We start from the raw sequence: 16695 nt of genomic DNA, 5'->3' as shown, positions 1-16695 counted from the left end.
AGCCCTAGCGATCGATGGGGATGCCCCGGTTCGGCGGCGGAGGAGGCGCCGGCGGCTGGGGCTGCTGGGCCTGGGGATGGGGCACCATGTGCCAGGACTCGTTGCGCGGCCGGCGGTCGATGTAGACCGGCACCGGCTGATAGATGATGCCAGAGCCGCGCACCTCGGTTTCCTGCCGCGAACTGGAAGAGGACGAAGAGCCGCCGACCACGGTGACGTCGTCGACCGGACGTTGGCGGCTGGCAGCGGGGGCGGGTACCACGGTGACCTCGCGCGGCGCGCTGACTGGCGGGGGCGCGGCGGGCCGGGGCGGCGGCGTGAAGCCGTTGCTCTCGGGCAGGCTCTGCAGCGGAATGGTGGTGATCTGACTATTCGTCGGGCAGGCGCCCTGGGTATAGGTCGTCCGGCCCTGGTCGTCCACGCACTTGTAGACATCCTGAGCGGCCACGACGCCACTGGCGAGCAGCAGGCCATAGAACAGCGAACGCATGATGAGGCCCTCCGGGCACTCGAATTGTCACCTGCAGGATACAAGATGCCCGCCAGGGCTCCCAGGGGAGGCAGGCTTTCCCGATCAAGCCTGCGGCTAATGGTCAGACCTCAAGAGCTAGGCCTGATCCCGGTGAGGCGTATAACATCCTGAAACATTCTTTCCAGGGCAGCGACACGTGAAGTGGTTCGTGATCGGCAGTTTTTTTCTCTGTGTTTTGTACGTGCACCTGCGCGGCCGGGTGCGCCATCGTTTTTTGCGTCAGCTCAGTGACCATTCAACCTTTCTGGCGCCGTTGAACACCTTCATGTTCCTGACCTCGCGGGTGCCCAACGCGCCCTACCATGCCGTGGAGCGCTTTCCCGAACTTCAGGTGCTGCAGGACAACTGGCAGCTGATCCGCGACGAGGCCCTCGACCTGCTGCGCGCTGGCCAGATCAAGAAATCCGCCGAGCACAACGATGCGGGCTTCAACTCCTTCTTCAAGAGCGGCTGGAAGCGCTTCTATCTGAAGTGGTACGGCGACAGCCATCCCTCCGCCATGCAGCTGTGCCCCAGGACCACCGAATTGCTGCGCGGTATCGGCACGGTCAAGGCAGCCATGTTCGCCGAGTTGCCGCCCGGGTCGCGACTGGTGCGCCATCGCGATCCCTATGGCGGCTCCCTGCGCTATCACCTGGGCCTGGCCACGCCCAACGATCCGCGCTGCTTCATCGAGGTGGACGGCCAGCGCTATCACTGGCGCGATGGCCAGGCGGTGGTGTTCGACGAAACCTTCATCCACTACGCCGAGAACACCACCGACCAGGATCGCATCATCCTGTTCTGCGACGTGGAAAGGCCGCTGCGCTATCGCTGGGCGAGCGTCTTCAACCGCTGGGTCAGCGGCACCCTGCTGGCCTCGGCGGCCTCGCCCAATGACGCCAGCGACAAGACTGGCGGCCTCAATCGCGCCTTCCGGCACCTCTATCGCATCCGCCAGCGCGGCAAGGCGCTGAAGAAGCGCAACCGCTTCCGCTACTACCTCGAACAGTGGCTGTTGCTGGCCGCGCTGGTCGGCGTGGTGATCTGGATCTGACCAGCCGTTTCATCGACGTGGACAGCGGTTCGACTTGACCCCGATGCGAATCGCCTCTAATACTGTATGCATATACAGATAGAGGCGATGGCCATGGACAACACCCCTGCAGGTCTGGCGGCATGAGCGGCGGCGCCAGCCTGGCCCGGCTGTTCGAGGAGCGGCGCCTGTGGAAGGGGCAGACCAGTCCCGAGGCCCGGCGCAGTGCCCAGCCCACCGGGGTCGCTGCCCTGGATGCCCATCTGCCTGGCGCCGGCTGGCCCGAGGCGGCCCTCACCGAATTGCTGCTCGCCGGCCCCGGTCATGGCGAGTTGCGGCTGCTCTGGCCGACCCTGGCGCGCCTGAGCCAGGCTGCCGAGCGCATCGCCCTGATCGCGCCGCCGTTGTTGCCCTATCCCCTGGCCTGGCAGGCGGCCGGCGTGGCGCTGGATTCCCTGGTGGTGATCCGCGCCCAGGGCGCCGAGGTGCTCTGGGCCGCCGAGCAATGCCTGCGTTCGGGGTGCTTTGGCGCGGTGCTCTGCTGGCCCGAGCGCGCCGACGACCGCCAGTTGCGCCGGCTGCAGGTCGCCGCCGAGAGCGGTCGCACCCTGGCCTTCGCCCTGCGTCCGGCCGCTGCCCTGGACAATCCCTCGCCAGCGGCCTTGCGCCTGGAACTCCGGGCCCCCCTGGAACGGTTGCACATCCGCAAATGCCGAGGCGGCCAACCCGGCGTGCTCGATCTGGCCGGCGGCGCTTGAGCTTGCCATGCGCTGGGCCTGCATCCTCTTTCCGCAGCTGGCGCTGGATGCCGTGCTGCGCCGTCATCCGCAGCCGGAGCAGCCGCTGGTGCTGCTCTCCGGACCAGCGCACCGTCGTCTGCTGCAGGCGGTCAATCCGGCCGCCCGGGCGCTGGGGCTGCGCCCGGGCCTGACCCTCGCCGCCGCCCAGGCCCTGACCCGCGACTTCGAGCAGCAGGAGCACGATCCGGCGCTCATCGAGACGGCCGAGACACTGCTGGCGGCCTGGGGCTATGGCTTCAGCTCCCAGGTCAGTCGCCACTACCCCCGGGCGCTGCTGCTGGAGGTGCAGTCCAGCCTGCCGCTGCTGGGACCCTGGCCGCGGCTGGAACGGCGCCTGCGCGAGGAACTCCAGGACCTGGGTTTTCGCCATCGGCTGGCCCTGGCACCCAATCCGGTGGCGGCGCGGGTGCTGACCAATGTCGCCGATGGCCTGGCCGCCTCCGCCGATGAGCTGCCGCGCCTGCTCGATCGACTCCCCGTGGAGCGGGCCGGTTTCGCCCCCCAGCAGGCCCAGGCGCTGGCACGCATGGGTATCCGCCGCCTGGAACAGCTCAAGGCCCTGCCCAGGGCCGCCCTGGCCCGGCGCTTCGCCCCGGAGCTCCTGCAGCAGCTGGATCTGCTGGGGGGCAGCCGCAGCCTGGCGCTGGAATTCTATCGACCCCCCGATCGTTTCGTGACGCGGGTGGAGCTCAATTTCGAGGTGGAATCCCACCAGGCCCTGCTGTTCCCGTTGCGTCGCCTCACCGCCGACCTGGCCGCCTGGCTGGCCAGTCGCGACCGTGGCGTGCAGCGCTTCCTGCTCTGGCTGGAGCATCGCCAGGGTCCGGCCACCGCCCTCACCATCGGCCTGCTGGCGCCCGAGCGCGATGCTGCCCTGCTGTTCGAGTTCACCCGTGGTCGTCTCGAACAGCTGCAGGTGGTGGCGCCGGTACTGGCGCTGCGCCTGGAAAGCGAGGAGTTGCCGCTCTTCGTGCCGGAGCGCCATGGCCTGTTCGACGAACGCCCTGCCCAGGCCGTGGGCTGGGAGGTGCTGCGCGAGCGCCTGCGTGCGCGGTTGGGCGAAGCAGCGGTACTCGGCCTTGGCATCCAGGCGGATCACCGTCCCGAGCGCGCCCTGGTCTGGCGCCAGGAACGACACCCGGAGACCGCGTTGCCCGGTCTGCGTCCGGGCTGGCTGCTCAGCGAACCGCGCCCGCTCGATGGTCAGCCGAGACGGGTCCTCGCCGGCCCTGAACGCATCGAAAGTGGCTGGTGGGACGGGGGTGACCAGCGCCGCGACTACTACCGCATCGAGGTGGCCGACGGACGCCAGGCCTGGGCCTTTCGCCGCTATGGTGAGGAGACGCCCTGGTGGATCCAGGGCTGGTTCGCATGAGCGGCTATGCCGAGTTGCACTGCCTGTCGAATTTCAGTTTCCAGCGCGGTGCCTCCAGCGCCCTGGAGTTGTTCGAGCGGGCCAAGGCGCTGGGTTACACGGCATTGGCCATTACCGACGAAGGCACCCTGAGCGGCATCGTCCGCGCCTGGCAGGCGGCGCGCCAGGTCGGGCTGCCCCTCATCGTCGGCAGCGAGCTGACCCTCGACGACGGCCTGCGCCTGGTGCTGCTGGTGGAGGATCTGCCGGGTTACGAGACCCTCTGCGCCCTGATCACCCGGGCGCGCCGTCGTGCGCCCAAGGGCCGCTACCAGCTGGGTCGCGCGGATCTGCAGTCGCCACTGCCCGGGTTACTGGCGATCTGGTTGCCGGCAGAAGAACCCGTGGCCGAGGAGGGCGCCTGGCTCAAGCAGGTCTTCGCCGAGCGCCTCTGGGTCGGCGTCGAATTGCTGCGCGGCGCCGACGACACCGCCCGACTCCTGCAGGTACAGGCACTGGGCACCCAGCTGGGCGTGCCGGCAGTGGCCTGTGGCGACGTGCACATGCACACCCGTGGGCGCCGGGCCCTGCAGGATGTGCTCACCGGCATCCGCCATCACCTGCCGGTGGCCGAGGCCGGCTATCGCCTGCATCCCAACGGCGAGCGCCATCTGCGCCCGCTGACGGTGCTCGAAGGCCTCTATCCCGCGGCGCTGCGCGCCGAGACCCTGAGGATCGCCGCCCGCTGTCGCTTCGATCTGGGCGAATTGCGCTATCGCTATCCCCAGGAGGTGATACCCGCCGGGGAGACGGCCGGCTCCTGGCTGGCCGAGCTGACCCGCCGCGGCCTGGCCTGGCGCTGGCCGGCGGGCGCGCCGGAAAGGGTCACCGACCAGGTGGCCCGGGAGCTGGCGCTGATCGCCGAAAAGGGCTACGAGAACTACTTTCTCACCGTGCACGACATCGTCGATTACGCCCGCCGCCAGCACATCCTCTGCCAGGGCCGCGGCTCGGCGGCCAACTCGGTGGTCTGCTATGCGCTGGGCATCACCGAGCTTAATCCGCTCACCGGCAATCTGCTGTTCGAGCGCTTCATCTCCCGCGAGCGCGACGAGCCGCCCGACATTGACGTCGACTTCGAGCACGAGCGGCGCGAAGAGGTCATCCAATACGTCTTTCGCCGCTATGGACGCGAGCGGGCCGCGCTCACCGCGGTGGTCAGCGCCTATCATGCCGCCGGCGCCCTGCGCGATGTCGGCAAGGCCCTGGGCCTGCCGGGTGACCAGCTCGATGCCCTGTCCGGGTGCGCCGGGCGCTGGACCGACGAGATCCCCGGTCCGCAGCGCCTGCGCGAAGCCGGTTTCGATCCCGACAGCCCCCTGCTGCAGCGGGTGCTCATCCTCGCCGGCCAACTGATCGGCTTTCCCCGGCATCTCTCCCAGCATCCCGGTGGCTTCGTCATTTCCGCAGCGCCCCTGGCGACGCTGGTGCCGGTGGAAAACGCCGCCATGCCCGAACGTACCCTGATCCAGTGGGACAAGGACGACCTCGATGCCGTGGGCCTGCTCAAGGTCGACATCCTCGCCCTGGGCATGCTCAGCGCCCTGCGCCGCTGCTTCGACCTGGTCGCCGGCTGGCGCGGCCAGCGCTGGACCCTGGCCAGCCTGCCCCAGGAAGACAAGCCCACCTACGCCATGATCTCGCGCGCCGACACGGTGGGGGTGTTCCAGATCGAATCCCGCGCCCAGATGGCCATGCTGCCGCGTCTCAGGCCGCAAACCCTCTACGACCTGGTGATCGAGGTGGCCATCGTCCGTCCTGGTCCCATCCAGGGCGACATGGTGCATCCCTATCTGCGCCGCCGGAACGGGGAAGAGGAGGCGGACTATCCCCATGACGAATTGCGTCCAGCCCTGGAACGTACCTTAGGGGTGCCGCTGTTCCAGGAACAGGTGATGCAGATCGCCATGGTCGCCGCCCAGTACACGCCCGGCGAGGCCGATCAGCTGCGTCGCTCCATGGCGGCCTGGAAGCGCCACGGCGGTCTCGAACCCCATCGCCAACGGCTGCACAGCCGCATGGTCGAGCGCGGCTATCGCCCGGAATTCGCCGCGCGCCTCTTCGAGCAGATCAAAGGCTTCGGCAGCTACGGCTTCCCCGAATCCCATGCCGCCAGCTTCGCCCTGCTGACCTATGCCAGCTCCTGGCTCAAGTGCCACGAGCCGGCCGCCTTCGCCTGTGCCCTGGTCAACAGCTGGCCGATGGGTTTCTACAGTCCGGATCAGGTATTGCAGGACGCCCGGCGCCACGGCATCGAGGTGCGCGCGGTGACCGTGCAGGCCAGTGACTGGGATTGCCGGCTGGAGGCGGGTGCCGGTCATCAGCCGGCGATCCGCCTGGGCCTGCGCCTGGTGCAGGGGCTGGCGGAAGCGGCTGGCCAGCGTCTGGTCGCGGCGCGGGGCACGCAGCCCTTTCGCGACGTCGAGGACCTCTGTCGCCGGGCCGAGCTGGATGCCCGGGCGCGTGGACAGCTGGCCGAGGCCGGCGCCCTGGCGGAGCTGGCCGGGGATCGCCATCAGGCACGCTGGGCCATGGCCGGGGTGGAGCGCCAGCTGCCGCTGTTCGAATCGGCGGACAGCGGCCTGGAGGAGCCCCCGGCCTTGCCCGCGCCCAGCGTCGCGGAGGACGTCCACGCCGACTACCGCATGCTGGGCACCACCCTGGGACCCCATCCGCTGAGTCTGTTGCGCGGCCAACTCCAGGCACGGCGCTGCCGGGATTTCCGTCAGCTGGACGAGATCAGGCCCGGTGCCCTGGTGCGGGTAGCCGGACTGGTGCGCGGACGACAGCGCCCGGGCACGGCCAGCGGGGTAATCTTCGTGACCCTGGAAGACGAGCACGGCATGCTCAATGTGGTGGTCTGGCGCGCGGTGGGCGAACAGCAGCGACGACCGCTGTTGCAGGCACGGCTGCTACAGGTCGAAGGACATCTGGAACGGGAAGCGGGGGTGCAGCACCTGATCGCCGGTCGCTTGACCGACCTGAGTCCGCTGCTCGACGAGCTCATGGTGTCGAGTCGGGATTTCCACTAGGGCGCAAGGGGAGGTAAGGCGGGGAAGAACGGGTGGAGCGGGGGACTGTCTTCCGAAGCGCTCTGAAGCGCCCGGAAGACAAGAATCGACCAACGCAGTCTTAGCTGACGGCGTCTTTGAGGCCTTTGCCGGGCTTGAAGCCGGGCAGCTTGGCAGCGGCGATCTTGATGGTGGCACCGGTCTGCGGGTTGCGGCCTTCGCGAGCAGCGCGCTCTTTTACTGCGAAAGTTCCGAAACCGACCAGGCTAACGCTGTCGCCTTGCTTCAGGGCGTCGGTCACCGCAGTGGTGAAGGCGTCCAGGGCTTTGGCAGCGGTGGCCTTGGGCAGGTCGGCAGACGCGGCAATGGCGTCGATCAGCTCAGCTTTATTCATGTAAAAACTCCATGTGTGAGTATTGGCCAGGCAGTATAGCGGCAGCTTTGCCTTGCGTAGAGCCTTTGTGAGCCTCTACGTGGCCGGTTGAAGCAGCCTTGTTGTTCGGCGCTACAGGATACGCATAGCGGGCGAAAAAACGATAGGGTATTCGATCTGGCAGGGACGTGAAAACCTGATCCGCACTGCATTTTCCACGCTTCACAGCCCAACCGTCGCCTTTTTGGGCAGCGGCGATGGCCGTTTGGTTTCCTCCAGGCGCTGAACGAAAAGTCGCCGAGCGATGGTGAAGCGAGGCGAAAAACCTTGAGGAAGCGGAGTTTACAAATGGTAAATGAGCATTCCGAAAGGTTTTTCAACGAAGCATCACCGAGCGCAGGCAGTTTTCGTACAGTGCCTAAGCTACGCGGTCGGGTGAAATATGCGGCTGCAACGGTGGCGTCAGGGGCGGCAGGCCATAGGCCGCACGGGCGGAATCGCAGTGCGGATTGGCTTCGCCGTTCTCCCAGGCGGCGGTGAACTCGCGGCAGGTGCTGGAGCGGTTCTCGTAGATGGTGCAGCGCGTGCCGCAGCCCACCTCGCCGAGCAATGCCGCGCAGCGTACCGGCTTCTGCTCGGTGCCCTGCATGGCCACCAGATGCGGGCTGACCGCGAGGGTGAGTTGGTCGGGCACCAGGCCGCCTGCCGACTGGCATTCGCCCCAATAGAAAGACACACGGAAATGGGCGCAGCAGGCGCCACAGCTGAGGCAAGGATTCTCGGTCGACATGGACGAAAGCCATCGCAGGAACCGGCAGGGCCGGCGGGACAGCCACGGATTCTAGGCAAGCCCCGTGAGGCTGCGAAGCCCCCGCCAACGACCGTTCGGCGGCGACCTACGGCAGTCTTTTCAGGTGCTCGGGTGTGACCAGATGTCGCTGCAGCCAGGCGATGAACAGCCGCACCTTGGCCGGCACCAGGCGCCGATGGGGATAGAGAGCGTGAATGGCGATGGCCTGGGTATGCCAGGGGGCAAACAGTCGTTCCAGGCGACCCGCCGCCAGGTCATCGCCCACCAGGAAATCCGGCTGGCGAATGATGCCGTGGCCGTCCAACGCTGCCTGGTGCAGGACGCTGCCATTGTTGGCGCGCAGGGGGCCGCTGACCTTGACCTGCAGGCGCTCCCCCTCACGCTGGAATTCCCAGTGATCGCCATCGCTGGCGTAGCTGTAGAGCAGGCAGCGGTGCTCACGCAATGCGGCGGGGTGCTCGGGTCGACCCTGGCGCTGCAGATAGGCGGGTGCAGCGCAGATGAACAGCTCGACCGCTCCCAGGGGTTGCGCCACCAGGCTCGAGTCGCTGAGGTCACCGATGCGCACGGCCAGGTCGAAGCCTTCCTCGACCAGGCGCACCTGGCGATCGCTCAGCTCCAGGTCGATGGCGACCTCGGGGTACTCATGCAGGAAGCTGCTCACCAGCGGTGCCAGGTGACGTACGCCAAAGGTGAGGGGCGCACTGACCCTGAGCCGCCCCCGGGGCCGCTCGTGGCCTTCCTGCAGGCGCTGTTCGAGGGCTTCCAGATCACCCAGCAGCGGGACCAGCCCTTCATGCAGCGTACGCCCGGCCTCGGTCAGGCTCAGGGTGCGGGTGGTGCGTTGCAGCAGGCGGGTGCCGTAGTGGCGCTCCAGGGCCGCCAGGTGCTTGGTGAGCGCTGAGCGTGACAGCTCCAGCCGCTCCGCCGCGGCGGTCAGGCTGCCCAGTTCGACGATCTTGATAAAGGCCTGCAGGGCTCTCAGGGTATCCAAGGATTGTTTCCATAGCGTGCACAGTTCATTCCCAGGGTGCGCCTTTATTCGCGTGCTGGAAACAGGACAATAGCGTCATCGTTCTTCTGTTCGAGAATCAGCATGACCGACCGTACTTCATCCTACGCCCCGCTGTTGCTGCGCCTGGCCCTGGGCGCCATGTTCCTGGCCCACGGCCTGACCAAGCTGCTGGTGTTCACCCTGCCGGGTACGGCGGGTTTCTTCGCCTCGGTGGGCTTTCCCGGCTGGTTGGCCTATCCGGTCACCTTCTTCGAACTGGGCGCGGGTGTGCTCCTGATCCTGGGCGCCTGGGTGCGTCCGGTCGCGGCAGTCGCCGCCGTTCAACTGTTCGCGGCCGCGACGGTCCATTTCGGCAACGGCTGGTCCTTCTCCAATCCCCATGGCGGCTGGGAATATCCGGTCTTTCTTGCCGTGACCGCGGCCGCCCTGGCGCTGCTGGGCGCGGGCCAGCTCTCCTGGGATGCCCGCAAGCGTTCCTGAACCCCGCTCGAGAGGTCGCCAGCATGTCGCTTCCCACCCTGTTCGTTTCTCACGGTTCGCCCATGGAGGCGCTCGACGCCGGCGCGGCGGGAACGGCCTGGCGCGCCCTGGGACGGTCGCTGCCGACCCCGGCCGCCATCGTCGTGGTCTCGGCGCACTTCGATACCCGGGTGCCGCTGTTCGGCAGCGCCAAGCGGCCGGCTACCGTCCATGACTTTTATGGCTTTCCCGAGGCCCTCTACCGGCTGGACTATCCCGCGCCTGGCGCTCCGGCCCTGGCCGAGCAGCTGGCGCAGGGGCTGCGTGAGCAGGGCTGGGAGGCCGAAACCGGCGAGCAGGGGCTGGATCATGGCGCCTGGGTGCCGCTGCGTTATCTCTATCCCGACGCTCGGATTCCCGTGGTGCCGCTGTCGATGAGCGCTGCCCGCGGACCGGACTATCACTATGCCCTGGGCCAGGCGCTGGCCAGGGTGCTACCGGCGGACACCCTGCTGATCGGTTCGGGCAGCCTGACCCACAACCTCGGTGACTTCCGCCGTGGTGGCGCCGAATCCCCAGGCTATGTGCGGGACTTCCAACACTGGATTCAGACCCGCCTGCGCGAGCGGGACCTTGACGCCTTGCTCGATTACCGGCGTCAGGCGCCTCAGGCCCGTCAGGCCCATCCCACCGACGAGCACCTGTTGCCATTGTTCGTCGCCCTGGGCGCGGCCGATCCCGCGGGCACCTTCAGCGTCCATCATGACGGCATCGCCCATCGCATCCTGGCCATGGATCTCTACAGCTTTTCCCGCCACTAGCCGCTCGCCAACAAAAAAGCCCGGATCGGTAACGGATCCGGGCTTTTTGTTGGCGGCAGAACGACCTTCGATCAGCCAAACAGCCTGGGACCATAGCCCCACATCAGCACCGTGGTGGCCATCAGCACCTCCAGCACCAGCACCCCGATGGCCAGGGTGGAACCGGACATGATGAAGCCTTCCCGCTGGTCGATATTGAGGAAGGAGGGGATGCCGGTATAGAGCAGGTAGGCCGAATAGGCCAGGCCAACGATTCCGGCGATGGCGCACAGCCACACCAGCGGATAGAAGCCCACCAGGCCGCTCAGCAGCATGGGCGTGGCCACGTAGCCGGCGAACAGGATGCAGCGATTGGCACTGGGGCGATCCGGATAGCGCCGTGCCAGCCAATGGATCACATGACCCATGGCCACCACCGCCGCCATGATCAGCGCATAGCTGATGACCGCCAGGACCACCGCCGTGGGCAGGTCCAGCACATGGGCTTCACCGCCGCCGAAGCGCCAGCCGAAGGTGGTGGTGCCCACCAGGGAAGCGACGACGGGAATGGCCGCCAGGAAGGCGACATGATGGGCAAAGAAATGCCCGACCGTTTCCCCTTCGCGACGGATCTGTTGCCACTCGCGATCGGGATGGGCCAGCAGGCCCCAGACATGATTGATCATGATCCTGCTCCTCACCCGCTGTGGTCGCCGCAAGCGGGCCTCTATGGATGGCGAACGCTGGGTACAACGCGACTGGCGACTACCTTAGGAGTATAGAAGAGCTCTGGAATGCGTCATGCGAGCCGACGAAGGGCAGCCTGCCTGCAAACGAAGCGACCAATGGTCACAGAGCACCAGGCTGGTGCGTTTCTGAGTCTCTGCTGTCCAGCCATCGCCCGGAAGGCAATACCTGACCACCTGGACAGGAAATTGCTTGCCCAAGGCATCTGTTACCGGTCAACGAGGTCCGTCATGCCATCTCTCGACATCATCATCGCCGGCGCCGGCATGGGCGGTCTCACTGCCGCCCTGGCGTTGCAGCAGGCCGGGCACCGAGTCCGTCTGTTCGAGCGGGCCCAGGATCTGGCCCCGATCGGCGCGGCCATCTCCATCTGGCCCAACGGCGTCAAGGTACTCGAATACCTGGGCCTCGGGTCCGCCATCGCCGCAGTCAGCGGTGACATGCAGACCATGAGCTACCAGGACCAGGAGGGACGGTTGCTCACCCAGTTCAGCCTGCTGCCTCTTTATGCCGCCGTGGGCCGGTCAGCGCGCCCCATCGCCCGGGCCCACCTGCAGCGACTGCTGCTCGAAGCCGTGGGCGCCGAGCGGGTGACCCTGGGTGTCGGTTGCGAGGGCTTCGAGCAGGATGCGGCCGGGGTGACCGTGCTCCTCGGCGACGGTCGTCGCGAACGAGCCGACCTGCTGATCGCCGCCGATGGCACCCACTCGCGCCTGCGGGAGCGGGTGGTGGGCCAGGCCGTCACCCGTGAGTACTGCGGCTACGTGAACTGGAACGGGCGGGTGAAGATCGCGCCGGATCTGGCCGAGGCCCACGACTGGGCGCAATTCGTCGGGGCGCACCAGCGTGTTTCCCTGATGCCCATGGGCGGCGATGAATTCTATTTCTTCTTCGACGTGCCCCTGCCCAAGGGCACGCTCAACGACCGCAGCCATTACCGCGCGGAACTGGCCGAGCACTTCGCCGGCTGGGCACCGCCGGTGCAGCGCCTCATCGAACGGCTGGATCCCCAGGGTGTGGCTCGCGTGGAGATCCACGATACCCGGCCGTTGCCGACCCTGGTGCAGGGCCGGGTGGCGCTCCTGGGCGATTCCGCCCATGCCATGGCCCCGGACCTGGGGCAGGGCGGTTGCCAGGCCATGGAGGATGCCTGGGTGCTGGCGCGCTGCCTGGACGCCGAGGCCGATCCGCTCGCGGCCCTGCAAGCCTATGAGAAGGCGCGACTCGAGCGGGTCGCCGGCATCGTCGAGCGAGCGCGCAAGCGCTGCGAGATCACCCACGGCCACGAACCCCTGGCTACCCAGTCCTGGTACGCCGAGCTGGCCCGGGAAACCGGCGAGACGGTGATCGCCGGCCTGCGCAAGACCGCGGAGGGCGGTCCGCTGTGAAATAGCCCTGGCCTGCGGGGACGAATGGCAGTGTCGGGGGTCGAAAGGCCCACGTCCTCGTCGGAGAGTTAGCCCATGCGCCTGCGTCTCGCCCTGACCCTTGCCAGCCTTGCCATCACCCCGCTGGCCTTCGCCGCCGACGGCGGCTGTCCCTATCCGCAGACGGTGAAATTCGCCGGCCCCAACTGGGAGAGCGGCATGTTCACCACCGAGGTGCTGCGCCTGCTGGTGGAGAAGGGCTATGGCTGCCAGACCGACAGCGTACCGGGCAACACCGTGACCCTAGAAAACGCCCTGGCGCAAAACGACATCCAGGTCACCGGCGAGCAGTGGGCCGGCCGCAGTCCGGCCTGGCGCGCGGCGGAAAAGGCCGGCAAGGTCTTTGCCGTCGGCGAGACGGTCAAGGGCGCCACCGAGGGCTGGTGGGTTCCGGAATACCTGGTCAAGGGCGACCCCGCGCGCGGCATCCAGGCCAAGGCACCGGACCTGAAGAGCGTCGCCGACCTGCCGCGCTACAAGGAGCTGTTCCGCGATCCGGAAGAGCCCGGCAAGGGCCGTTTCCTCAACTGCCCGACCGGCTGGACCTGCGAGATCGTCAACAGCCAGAAGCTCAAGGCCTACCAGCTGACCGACAGCTACACCAACTTCCGCACCGGCACCGGCCCCGCGCTGGACGCGGCCATCGCCACCGCCATGCGCCGTGGCGAGCCGGTGCTCTTCTACTATTGGTCGCCGACTCCGCTGATGGGCCGCTACAAACTGGTCCAGTTGGAAGAGCCGCCGTTCAGCGAGAAGGCCTGGGATACCCTGTCGGATCCGAAGAACCCCAATCCGCTGCCGTCGCGCTCGCTGCCGGCCAAGATCACCATCGGCGTGTCCCGCGACCTGCACGACAAGGCGCCGGCCTTGGTGGCGCTGTTCGAGAAGGTCGAATTCCCCCTCGACCAGTTCAACGGCATCCTCGCCGGCATGGCCGAGAAACGCGAAGACGCCCAGGTCGTGGCCAAGCGTTTCCTCAAGGAGCATCCGGAGATCTGGACGACCTGGCTGCCGGCGGAAAACGCCGAGCGGGTAAAGGCGGCGCTCTAGGCGCAGTGATAGGGGATAATAGCGGTTTTCCGTGTTGGAGCCGCCCATGACCGTTGCCGCCCTTACCATGTACGTCGAGCCTGCCGAGGTGCGCGATGCCTATCGCCAACTGGCCGAGGCCGTGGCGCTGCGCTTGGGCGAGACGCTCGACCTCGCGCCCGAGGAGCTGTCGGCGCTCTGGACGCATCCCGAGCTCCTGCTGGCCCAGACCTGCGGCTATCCCTGGGCGACCCGCCTGCGCGGCCAGGTACGGCTGGTCGCCGCGCCGCGTTATCGCTTCGAGGGTTGCCAGGCAGCCGAGCACTGCGCCTTCATCCTGGTGCCCGAGACGCTGGAGGCGACCAGCCTGGCCGATCTGCGCGGCAAGCGTGTCGCCCTCAACGGACTGGATTCCAATACCGGCATGAATCTGCTGCGCCATGCGGTGGCGCCCCTCGCCGAGCGCGCTCGCTTCTTCGGCGAGATGATCGTCAGCGAGAGCCACGCCAACAGCCTGGCGCTGCTGCAGCAGGGGCATGCCGATGTGGCCTCGGTGGATGCCGTGACCTATGGCTATCTGCAACGCGCCCAACCCGAGCGTGTCGCCGGTCTGCGCCTGCTGCAACGCACTCGCACCAGTCCGGCACTGCCCTTCATCACCGCCGCCAGTCGTTCGGACGCGGAAGTGGAGGCCTTGCGCACTGCCTTGAGCGACACATTGGCCGCCGATCCTGCGCTGGCCGACATCCTTGCCCTGGACGGGGTGACGGCAGTGGACGAGACGACCTATCTGCCCCTGCTGGACTGGCGCCGGGAGGCGGTGGAGCAGGGCTATCCGGTGATTGCGTAGGTTGGGTTGAGACGGCTCCAGCGTCGAAGCCCAACGCGAGAGGTTCAACCAGGGCCCTGTTGGGCTTCGCTGCGCTCAACCCAACCTACGGTGTATCGCGTCAGCGGGCCACGCGTAGGTTGGGTTGAGATGGCTCTACCGTCGAAGCCCAACACGAGGCGGTTCGGCCAGGGCCCTGTTGGGCTTCGCTGCGCTCAACCCAACCTACGGTGAATCGCGTCAGTGGGCCATACGTAGGTTGGGTTGAGACGGCTTTACCGTCGAAGCCCGACACGAGGGATTCAGCCTGGTGGCGTTGGGCTTCGCTACGCTCGGCCCCACCTACGGCATCTAGACCTGTGCGCCTTCCTGCAACCGCCGCAACTCCACCAGGTCATGGCTGCAGAACAGCGTCAGCCCCAGGTCCTGGCGCAGGGAGAGTTCGCGCAGGCGCGCCTGGTTGTCCAGGCGACTGGCGCGGTCGGCTTCCATCAAGCGCTGGTAGAACCTCAGGCCCGGTGTGCAGTGACGGTCGGGCTGGCGCATCTCGTCGCGATAGAAGTAGGCGTCGCCCGCGTGCAGCAACCAACCCCCGTCGTGCTGGATGGCGATCCCGGCATGACCCGGGGTATGGCCGGGCAGGGGGATCATCAGGATTTCCGGCGGCAGGCCGGGCAGGTCGCGCACGCTGGCGAACCCGTGCCAGGCCTCGCCCCGGGGTTCGTGGAAATGCCAGTGGCGGATGCCTTGCCACTGCGCCGGGCTGTAGCGGCGGCGACCGATGAAGCCATGGCGCTGGCGCTGCGCATCCCATTCCCGCTGCAGCACATGGACCTGGGCCTGGGGAAAGTCGTCCAGACCGCCGGCGTGGTCGAAATCCAGGTGGGTCAGCACGATATGGCGGACATCGCCGGGACGAAAGCCCAGGCGGCGGAGCTGCGCCAGGGCGCTGAGTTCGGGATCGTACTGGATGCGATTCATCAGCCGGAAGAACGGACTCAGCCGCCGGCCGCGCTCCCTGAGATCGGCTTCGCCAAAACCGGTATCCACCAGCACCAGGCCGTCCCGGTCGGTTTCCACCAGCAGGCAATGACAGGCGAGGTGGGCGGCGAGTCCGCGGCTGAAACCGTCGTACAGCGCCCCGCCCAGGGGGCACATGCAGCCGCAGTTGAGGTGATGGATACGCATGATCGGCTCCGCGAGGGTGGCCTCCGGTAGAAGAGATGCGCGTGGGCAAAGTTCGAGCGCAGCGGCCATTCGCGCGGGTGTCGCAGCCGGTTAAGAGAGATCGACGGACCCGAGGGGGCGACGATCGATCAACCGGAGCACGCTCCCGGATGCAGCGCCGCCGAGGCAGGTAAGGGCAGTGCCAGGGCCTCTGGCTGAACCCTGAGCCGTCGGCGCTGACCAAGGTAGGATCGCCAGCGGACCGGCTTTGCCGCCCTGGTCCTCCCAGTGCAGACGGAGCCACTCATGCCCATAGCCTTTCCCCGCCGTTCCCTCCTGACCGCCGGCCTTTCCCTTGGCCTGCTCGCCGCCGGCACCGCCCAGGCCGACAGCTGGTGCGCCAGCAAGCCGGTCAAGTTCGCCGGGGTGAACTGGGAGAGCGGCATGCTGCTCACCGAACTGATGGGCTTCGTCCTGCAGCACGGCTACGACTGCAAGGTGGATAGCATCCCCGGCAACTCCATCACCCTGGAGCAGGCGCTGGGCAACAACGACATCCAGGTGTTCGCCGAGGAGTGGATCGGCCGCAGCGAGGCCTGGAACAAGGCCGCCGCGGCCGGCAAGGTGGTCGGCGTGGGCGCGCCCATCGAAGGCGCCACCGAAGGCTGGTACGTGCCACGCTATCTGGTGGAAGGCGAGGGCGCCAAGGCGCCCAAGCTGAAGAGCATCGCCGACCTGGGTCAGTACGCCGAGCTGTTCCGCGATCCGGAAGAACCGGGCAAGGGCCGCTTCTACAATTGCCCCGCCGGCTGGACCTGCGAACTGGAAAACACCCAAATGCTGCAGAGCTACGGCCTGAGCGACAAATACACCAACTTCCGCCCCGGCACCGGGCCGGCGCTGGATGCGGCCATCGTCTCGGCCACCAAGCGCAAGCAGCCGATCCTCACCTACTACTGGTCGCCGACGCCCTTGCTGGGCCGGGTCGACATGGTGCAGCTCAAGCCGCGTGATGGCGAAGTCAAGCGCATCCAGGTGCAGGCCGGCCTCTCCAAGTCCTTCCACGACGGCGCCCCCGAACTGGTGGCCGTGCTGAGTCGGGTCAATGTGCCCATCGAGCTGCTCAATCGCACCCTGGCCGAGCAGGCCGACGCCAAGCAGGACGCCCCCGCCGCCGCCAAGGCGCTGCTCAAGGCCCATCCCGAACTCTGGCAGGCCTGGGTGACCGACGCGGCGGCGCGCAGCAAGATCCAGGCGGCGCTCTAG

General features: G+C 67.4%; 16 protein-coding genes. 10 read left to right on the top strand and 6 right to left on the bottom strand.

From position 1 onward, the window contains the following. Positions 1–4 precede the first annotated feature (4 nt). Positions 5–490 (bottom strand): DUF4124 domain-containing protein, encoded by a 486-nt coding sequence (locus tag FHR73_RS08955; protein WP_183630539.1) that lies wholly within the window; start codon positions 488–490, stop codon positions 5–7. A gap of 178 nt (positions 491–668) precedes the next feature. Here FHR73_RS08955 and lpxO point away from each other — a divergent pair, with 178 nt between their 5' ends. The 4 genes from lpxO to FHR73_RS08935 all read left to right on the top strand — a co-directional run bounded on the left by lpxO (position 669) and on the right by FHR73_RS08935 (position 6793). Then, positions 669–1568 carry a lipid A hydroxylase LpxO gene (gene lpxO, locus FHR73_RS08950; RefSeq protein ID WP_183630538.1) on the top strand — a complete coding sequence of 300 codons (900 nt, stop codon included), beginning with the start codon at positions 669–671 and terminating at the stop codon, positions 1566–1568. A 122-nt stretch (positions 1569–1690) separates the two neighbouring features. After that, entirely contained in the window at positions 1691–2305 is a 615-nt protein-coding gene (gene imuA / locus FHR73_RS08945) for a translesion DNA synthesis-associated protein ImuA (protein WP_183630537.1), read from the top strand. A 7-nt stretch (positions 2306–2312) separates the two neighbouring features. Then, on the top strand, positions 2313–3722 hold the full coding sequence (locus FHR73_RS08940) for a DNA polymerase Y family protein (RefSeq protein ID WP_183630536.1): 1410 nt from the start codon (positions 2313–2315) through the stop codon (positions 3720–3722). Beyond that, positions 3719–6793 carry an error-prone DNA polymerase gene (locus FHR73_RS08935; protein WP_183631532.1) on the top strand — a complete coding sequence of 1025 codons (3075 nt, stop codon included), beginning with the start codon at positions 3719–3721 and terminating at the stop codon, positions 6791–6793. The genes FHR73_RS08940 and FHR73_RS08935 overlap by 4 nt, the downstream gene beginning before the upstream one ends. Before the next feature lie 100 nt (positions 6794–6893). Here the strand turns inward: FHR73_RS08935 and FHR73_RS08930 are convergent, their stop codons facing one another. The 3 genes from FHR73_RS08930 to FHR73_RS08920 form a co-directional block, all read right to left on the bottom strand. Next, positions 6894–7166 carry an HU family DNA-binding protein gene (locus FHR73_RS08930; protein WP_007159052.1) on the bottom strand — a complete coding sequence of 91 codons (273 nt, stop codon included), beginning with the start codon at positions 7164–7166 and terminating at the stop codon, positions 6894–6896. 397 nt (positions 7167–7563) lie between these two features. Further along, positions 7564–7935, bottom strand: coding sequence for a YkgJ family cysteine cluster protein (locus tag FHR73_RS08925; RefSeq protein ID WP_183630535.1), 372 nt, complete (start codon positions 7933–7935; stop codon positions 7564–7566). 106 nt (positions 7936–8041) lie between these two features. Next, complete coding sequence (locus FHR73_RS08920; protein ID WP_183630534.1) at positions 8042–8950, bottom strand: LysR family transcriptional regulator; 909 nt, start codon at positions 8948–8950, stop codon at positions 8042–8044. 102 nt (positions 8951–9052) lie between these two features. Here FHR73_RS08920 and FHR73_RS08915 point away from each other — a divergent pair, with 102 nt between their 5' ends. Together FHR73_RS08915 and FHR73_RS08910 are read left to right on the top strand one after the other, a co-directional pair. Continuing rightward, positions 9053–9451, top strand: a complete 399-nt coding sequence (locus FHR73_RS08915) for a DoxX family protein (RefSeq protein WP_007159049.1) — start codon at positions 9053–9055, stop codon at positions 9449–9451. Between the two features lie 23 nt (positions 9452–9474). Beyond that, entirely contained in the window at positions 9475–10251 is a 777-nt protein-coding gene (locus FHR73_RS08910; protein ID WP_183630533.1) for a class III extradiol ring-cleavage dioxygenase, read from the top strand. A gap of 71 nt (positions 10252–10322) precedes the next feature. Here the strand turns inward: FHR73_RS08910 and FHR73_RS08905 are convergent, their stop codons facing one another. Continuing rightward, positions 10323–10916: a Yip1 family protein gene (locus FHR73_RS08905; RefSeq protein WP_183630532.1), complete on the bottom strand. Its 594-nt coding sequence runs from the start codon at positions 10914–10916 to the stop codon at positions 10323–10325. A gap of 291 nt (positions 10917–11207) precedes the next feature. On the opposite strand from FHR73_RS08905, the gene hpxO reads away from it, so the two are divergent. The 3 genes from hpxO to FHR73_RS08890 all read left to right on the top strand — a co-directional run bounded on the left by hpxO (position 11208) and on the right by FHR73_RS08890 (position 14283). Beyond that, positions 11208–12365 carry an FAD-dependent urate hydroxylase HpxO gene (hpxO, locus tag FHR73_RS08900; protein WP_183630531.1) on the top strand — a complete coding sequence of 386 codons (1158 nt, stop codon included), beginning with the start codon at positions 11208–11210 and terminating at the stop codon, positions 12363–12365. Between the two features lie 75 nt (positions 12366–12440). Next, positions 12441–13454: an ABC transporter substrate-binding protein gene (locus FHR73_RS08895; RefSeq protein WP_017641847.1), complete on the top strand. Its 1014-nt coding sequence runs from the start codon at positions 12441–12443 to the stop codon at positions 13452–13454. Positions 13455–13500: 46 nt separating this feature from the next. Next, entirely contained in the window at positions 13501–14283 is a 783-nt protein-coding gene (locus FHR73_RS08890) for a phosphate/phosphite/phosphonate ABC transporter substrate-binding protein (RefSeq protein WP_183630530.1), read from the top strand. 330 nt (positions 14284–14613) lie between these two features. Here the strand turns inward: FHR73_RS08890 and FHR73_RS08885 are convergent, their stop codons facing one another. Beyond that, entirely contained in the window at positions 14614–15450 is an 837-nt protein-coding gene (locus FHR73_RS08885) for an MBL fold metallo-hydrolase (protein WP_183630529.1), read from the bottom strand. 285 nt (positions 15451–15735) lie between these two features. Here FHR73_RS08885 and FHR73_RS08880 point away from each other — a divergent pair, with 285 nt between their 5' ends. Further along, on the top strand, positions 15736–16695 hold the full coding sequence (locus FHR73_RS08880) for an ABC transporter substrate-binding protein (RefSeq protein ID WP_183630528.1): 960 nt from the start codon (positions 15736–15738) through the stop codon (positions 16693–16695).

Origin of the sequence: Pseudomonas sp. AS2.8 (genome assembly GCF_014190935.1) — a bacterium.
GTDB lineage: Bacteria > Pseudomonadota > Gammaproteobacteria > Pseudomonadales > Pseudomonadaceae > Chryseomonas.
This window is presented reverse-complemented; position numbering and strand designations above follow the sequence as displayed.

Excerpts from the sequence above, each read along its gene's own strand:
- FHR73_RS08935 (WP_183631532.1), top strand. The coding sequence starts at position 3,719 with ATGAGCGGCTATGCCGAGTTGCACTGCCTGTCGAATTTCAGTTTCCAG.
- FHR73_RS08880 (WP_183630528.1), top strand. The coding sequence starts at position 15,736 with ATGCCCATAGCCTTTCCCCGCCGTTCCCTCCTGACCGCCGGCCTTTCC.
- hpxO (WP_183630531.1), top strand. The coding sequence starts at position 11,208 with ATGCCATCTCTCGACATCATCATCGCCGGCGCCGGCATGGGCGGTCTC.
- FHR73_RS08890 (WP_183630530.1), top strand. The coding sequence starts at position 13,501 with ATGACCGTTGCCGCCCTTACCATGTACGTCGAGCCTGCCGAGGTGCGC.
- FHR73_RS08925 (WP_183630535.1), bottom strand. The coding sequence starts at position 7,935 with ATGTCGACCGAGAATCCTTGCCTCAGCTGTGGCGCCTGCTGCGCCCAT.
- FHR73_RS08895 (WP_017641847.1), top strand. The coding sequence starts at position 12,441 with ATGCGCCTGCGTCTCGCCCTGACCCTTGCCAGCCTTGCCATCACCCCG.
- imuA (WP_183630537.1), top strand. The coding sequence starts at position 1,691 with ATGAGCGGCGGCGCCAGCCTGGCCCGGCTGTTCGAGGAGCGGCGCCTG.
- FHR73_RS08940 (WP_183630536.1), top strand. The coding sequence starts at position 2,313 with ATGCGCTGGGCCTGCATCCTCTTTCCGCAGCTGGCGCTGGATGCCGTG.
- FHR73_RS08915 (WP_007159049.1), top strand. The coding sequence starts at position 9,053 with ATGACCGACCGTACTTCATCCTACGCCCCGCTGTTGCTGCGCCTGGCC.
- FHR73_RS08930 (WP_007159052.1), bottom strand. The coding sequence starts at position 7,166 with ATGAATAAAGCTGAGCTGATCGACGCCATTGCCGCGTCTGCCGACCTG.
- FHR73_RS08885 (WP_183630529.1), bottom strand. The coding sequence starts at position 15,450 with ATGCGTATCCATCACCTCAACTGCGGCTGCATGTGCCCCCTGGGCGGG.
- FHR73_RS08910 (WP_183630533.1), top strand. The coding sequence starts at position 9,475 with ATGTCGCTTCCCACCCTGTTCGTTTCTCACGGTTCGCCCATGGAGGCG.
- FHR73_RS08905 (WP_183630532.1), bottom strand. The coding sequence starts at position 10,916 with ATGATCAATCATGTCTGGGGCCTGCTGGCCCATCCCGATCGCGAGTGG.
- FHR73_RS08955 (WP_183630539.1), bottom strand. The coding sequence starts at position 490 with ATGCGTTCGCTGTTCTATGGCCTGCTGCTCGCCAGTGGCGTCGTGGCC.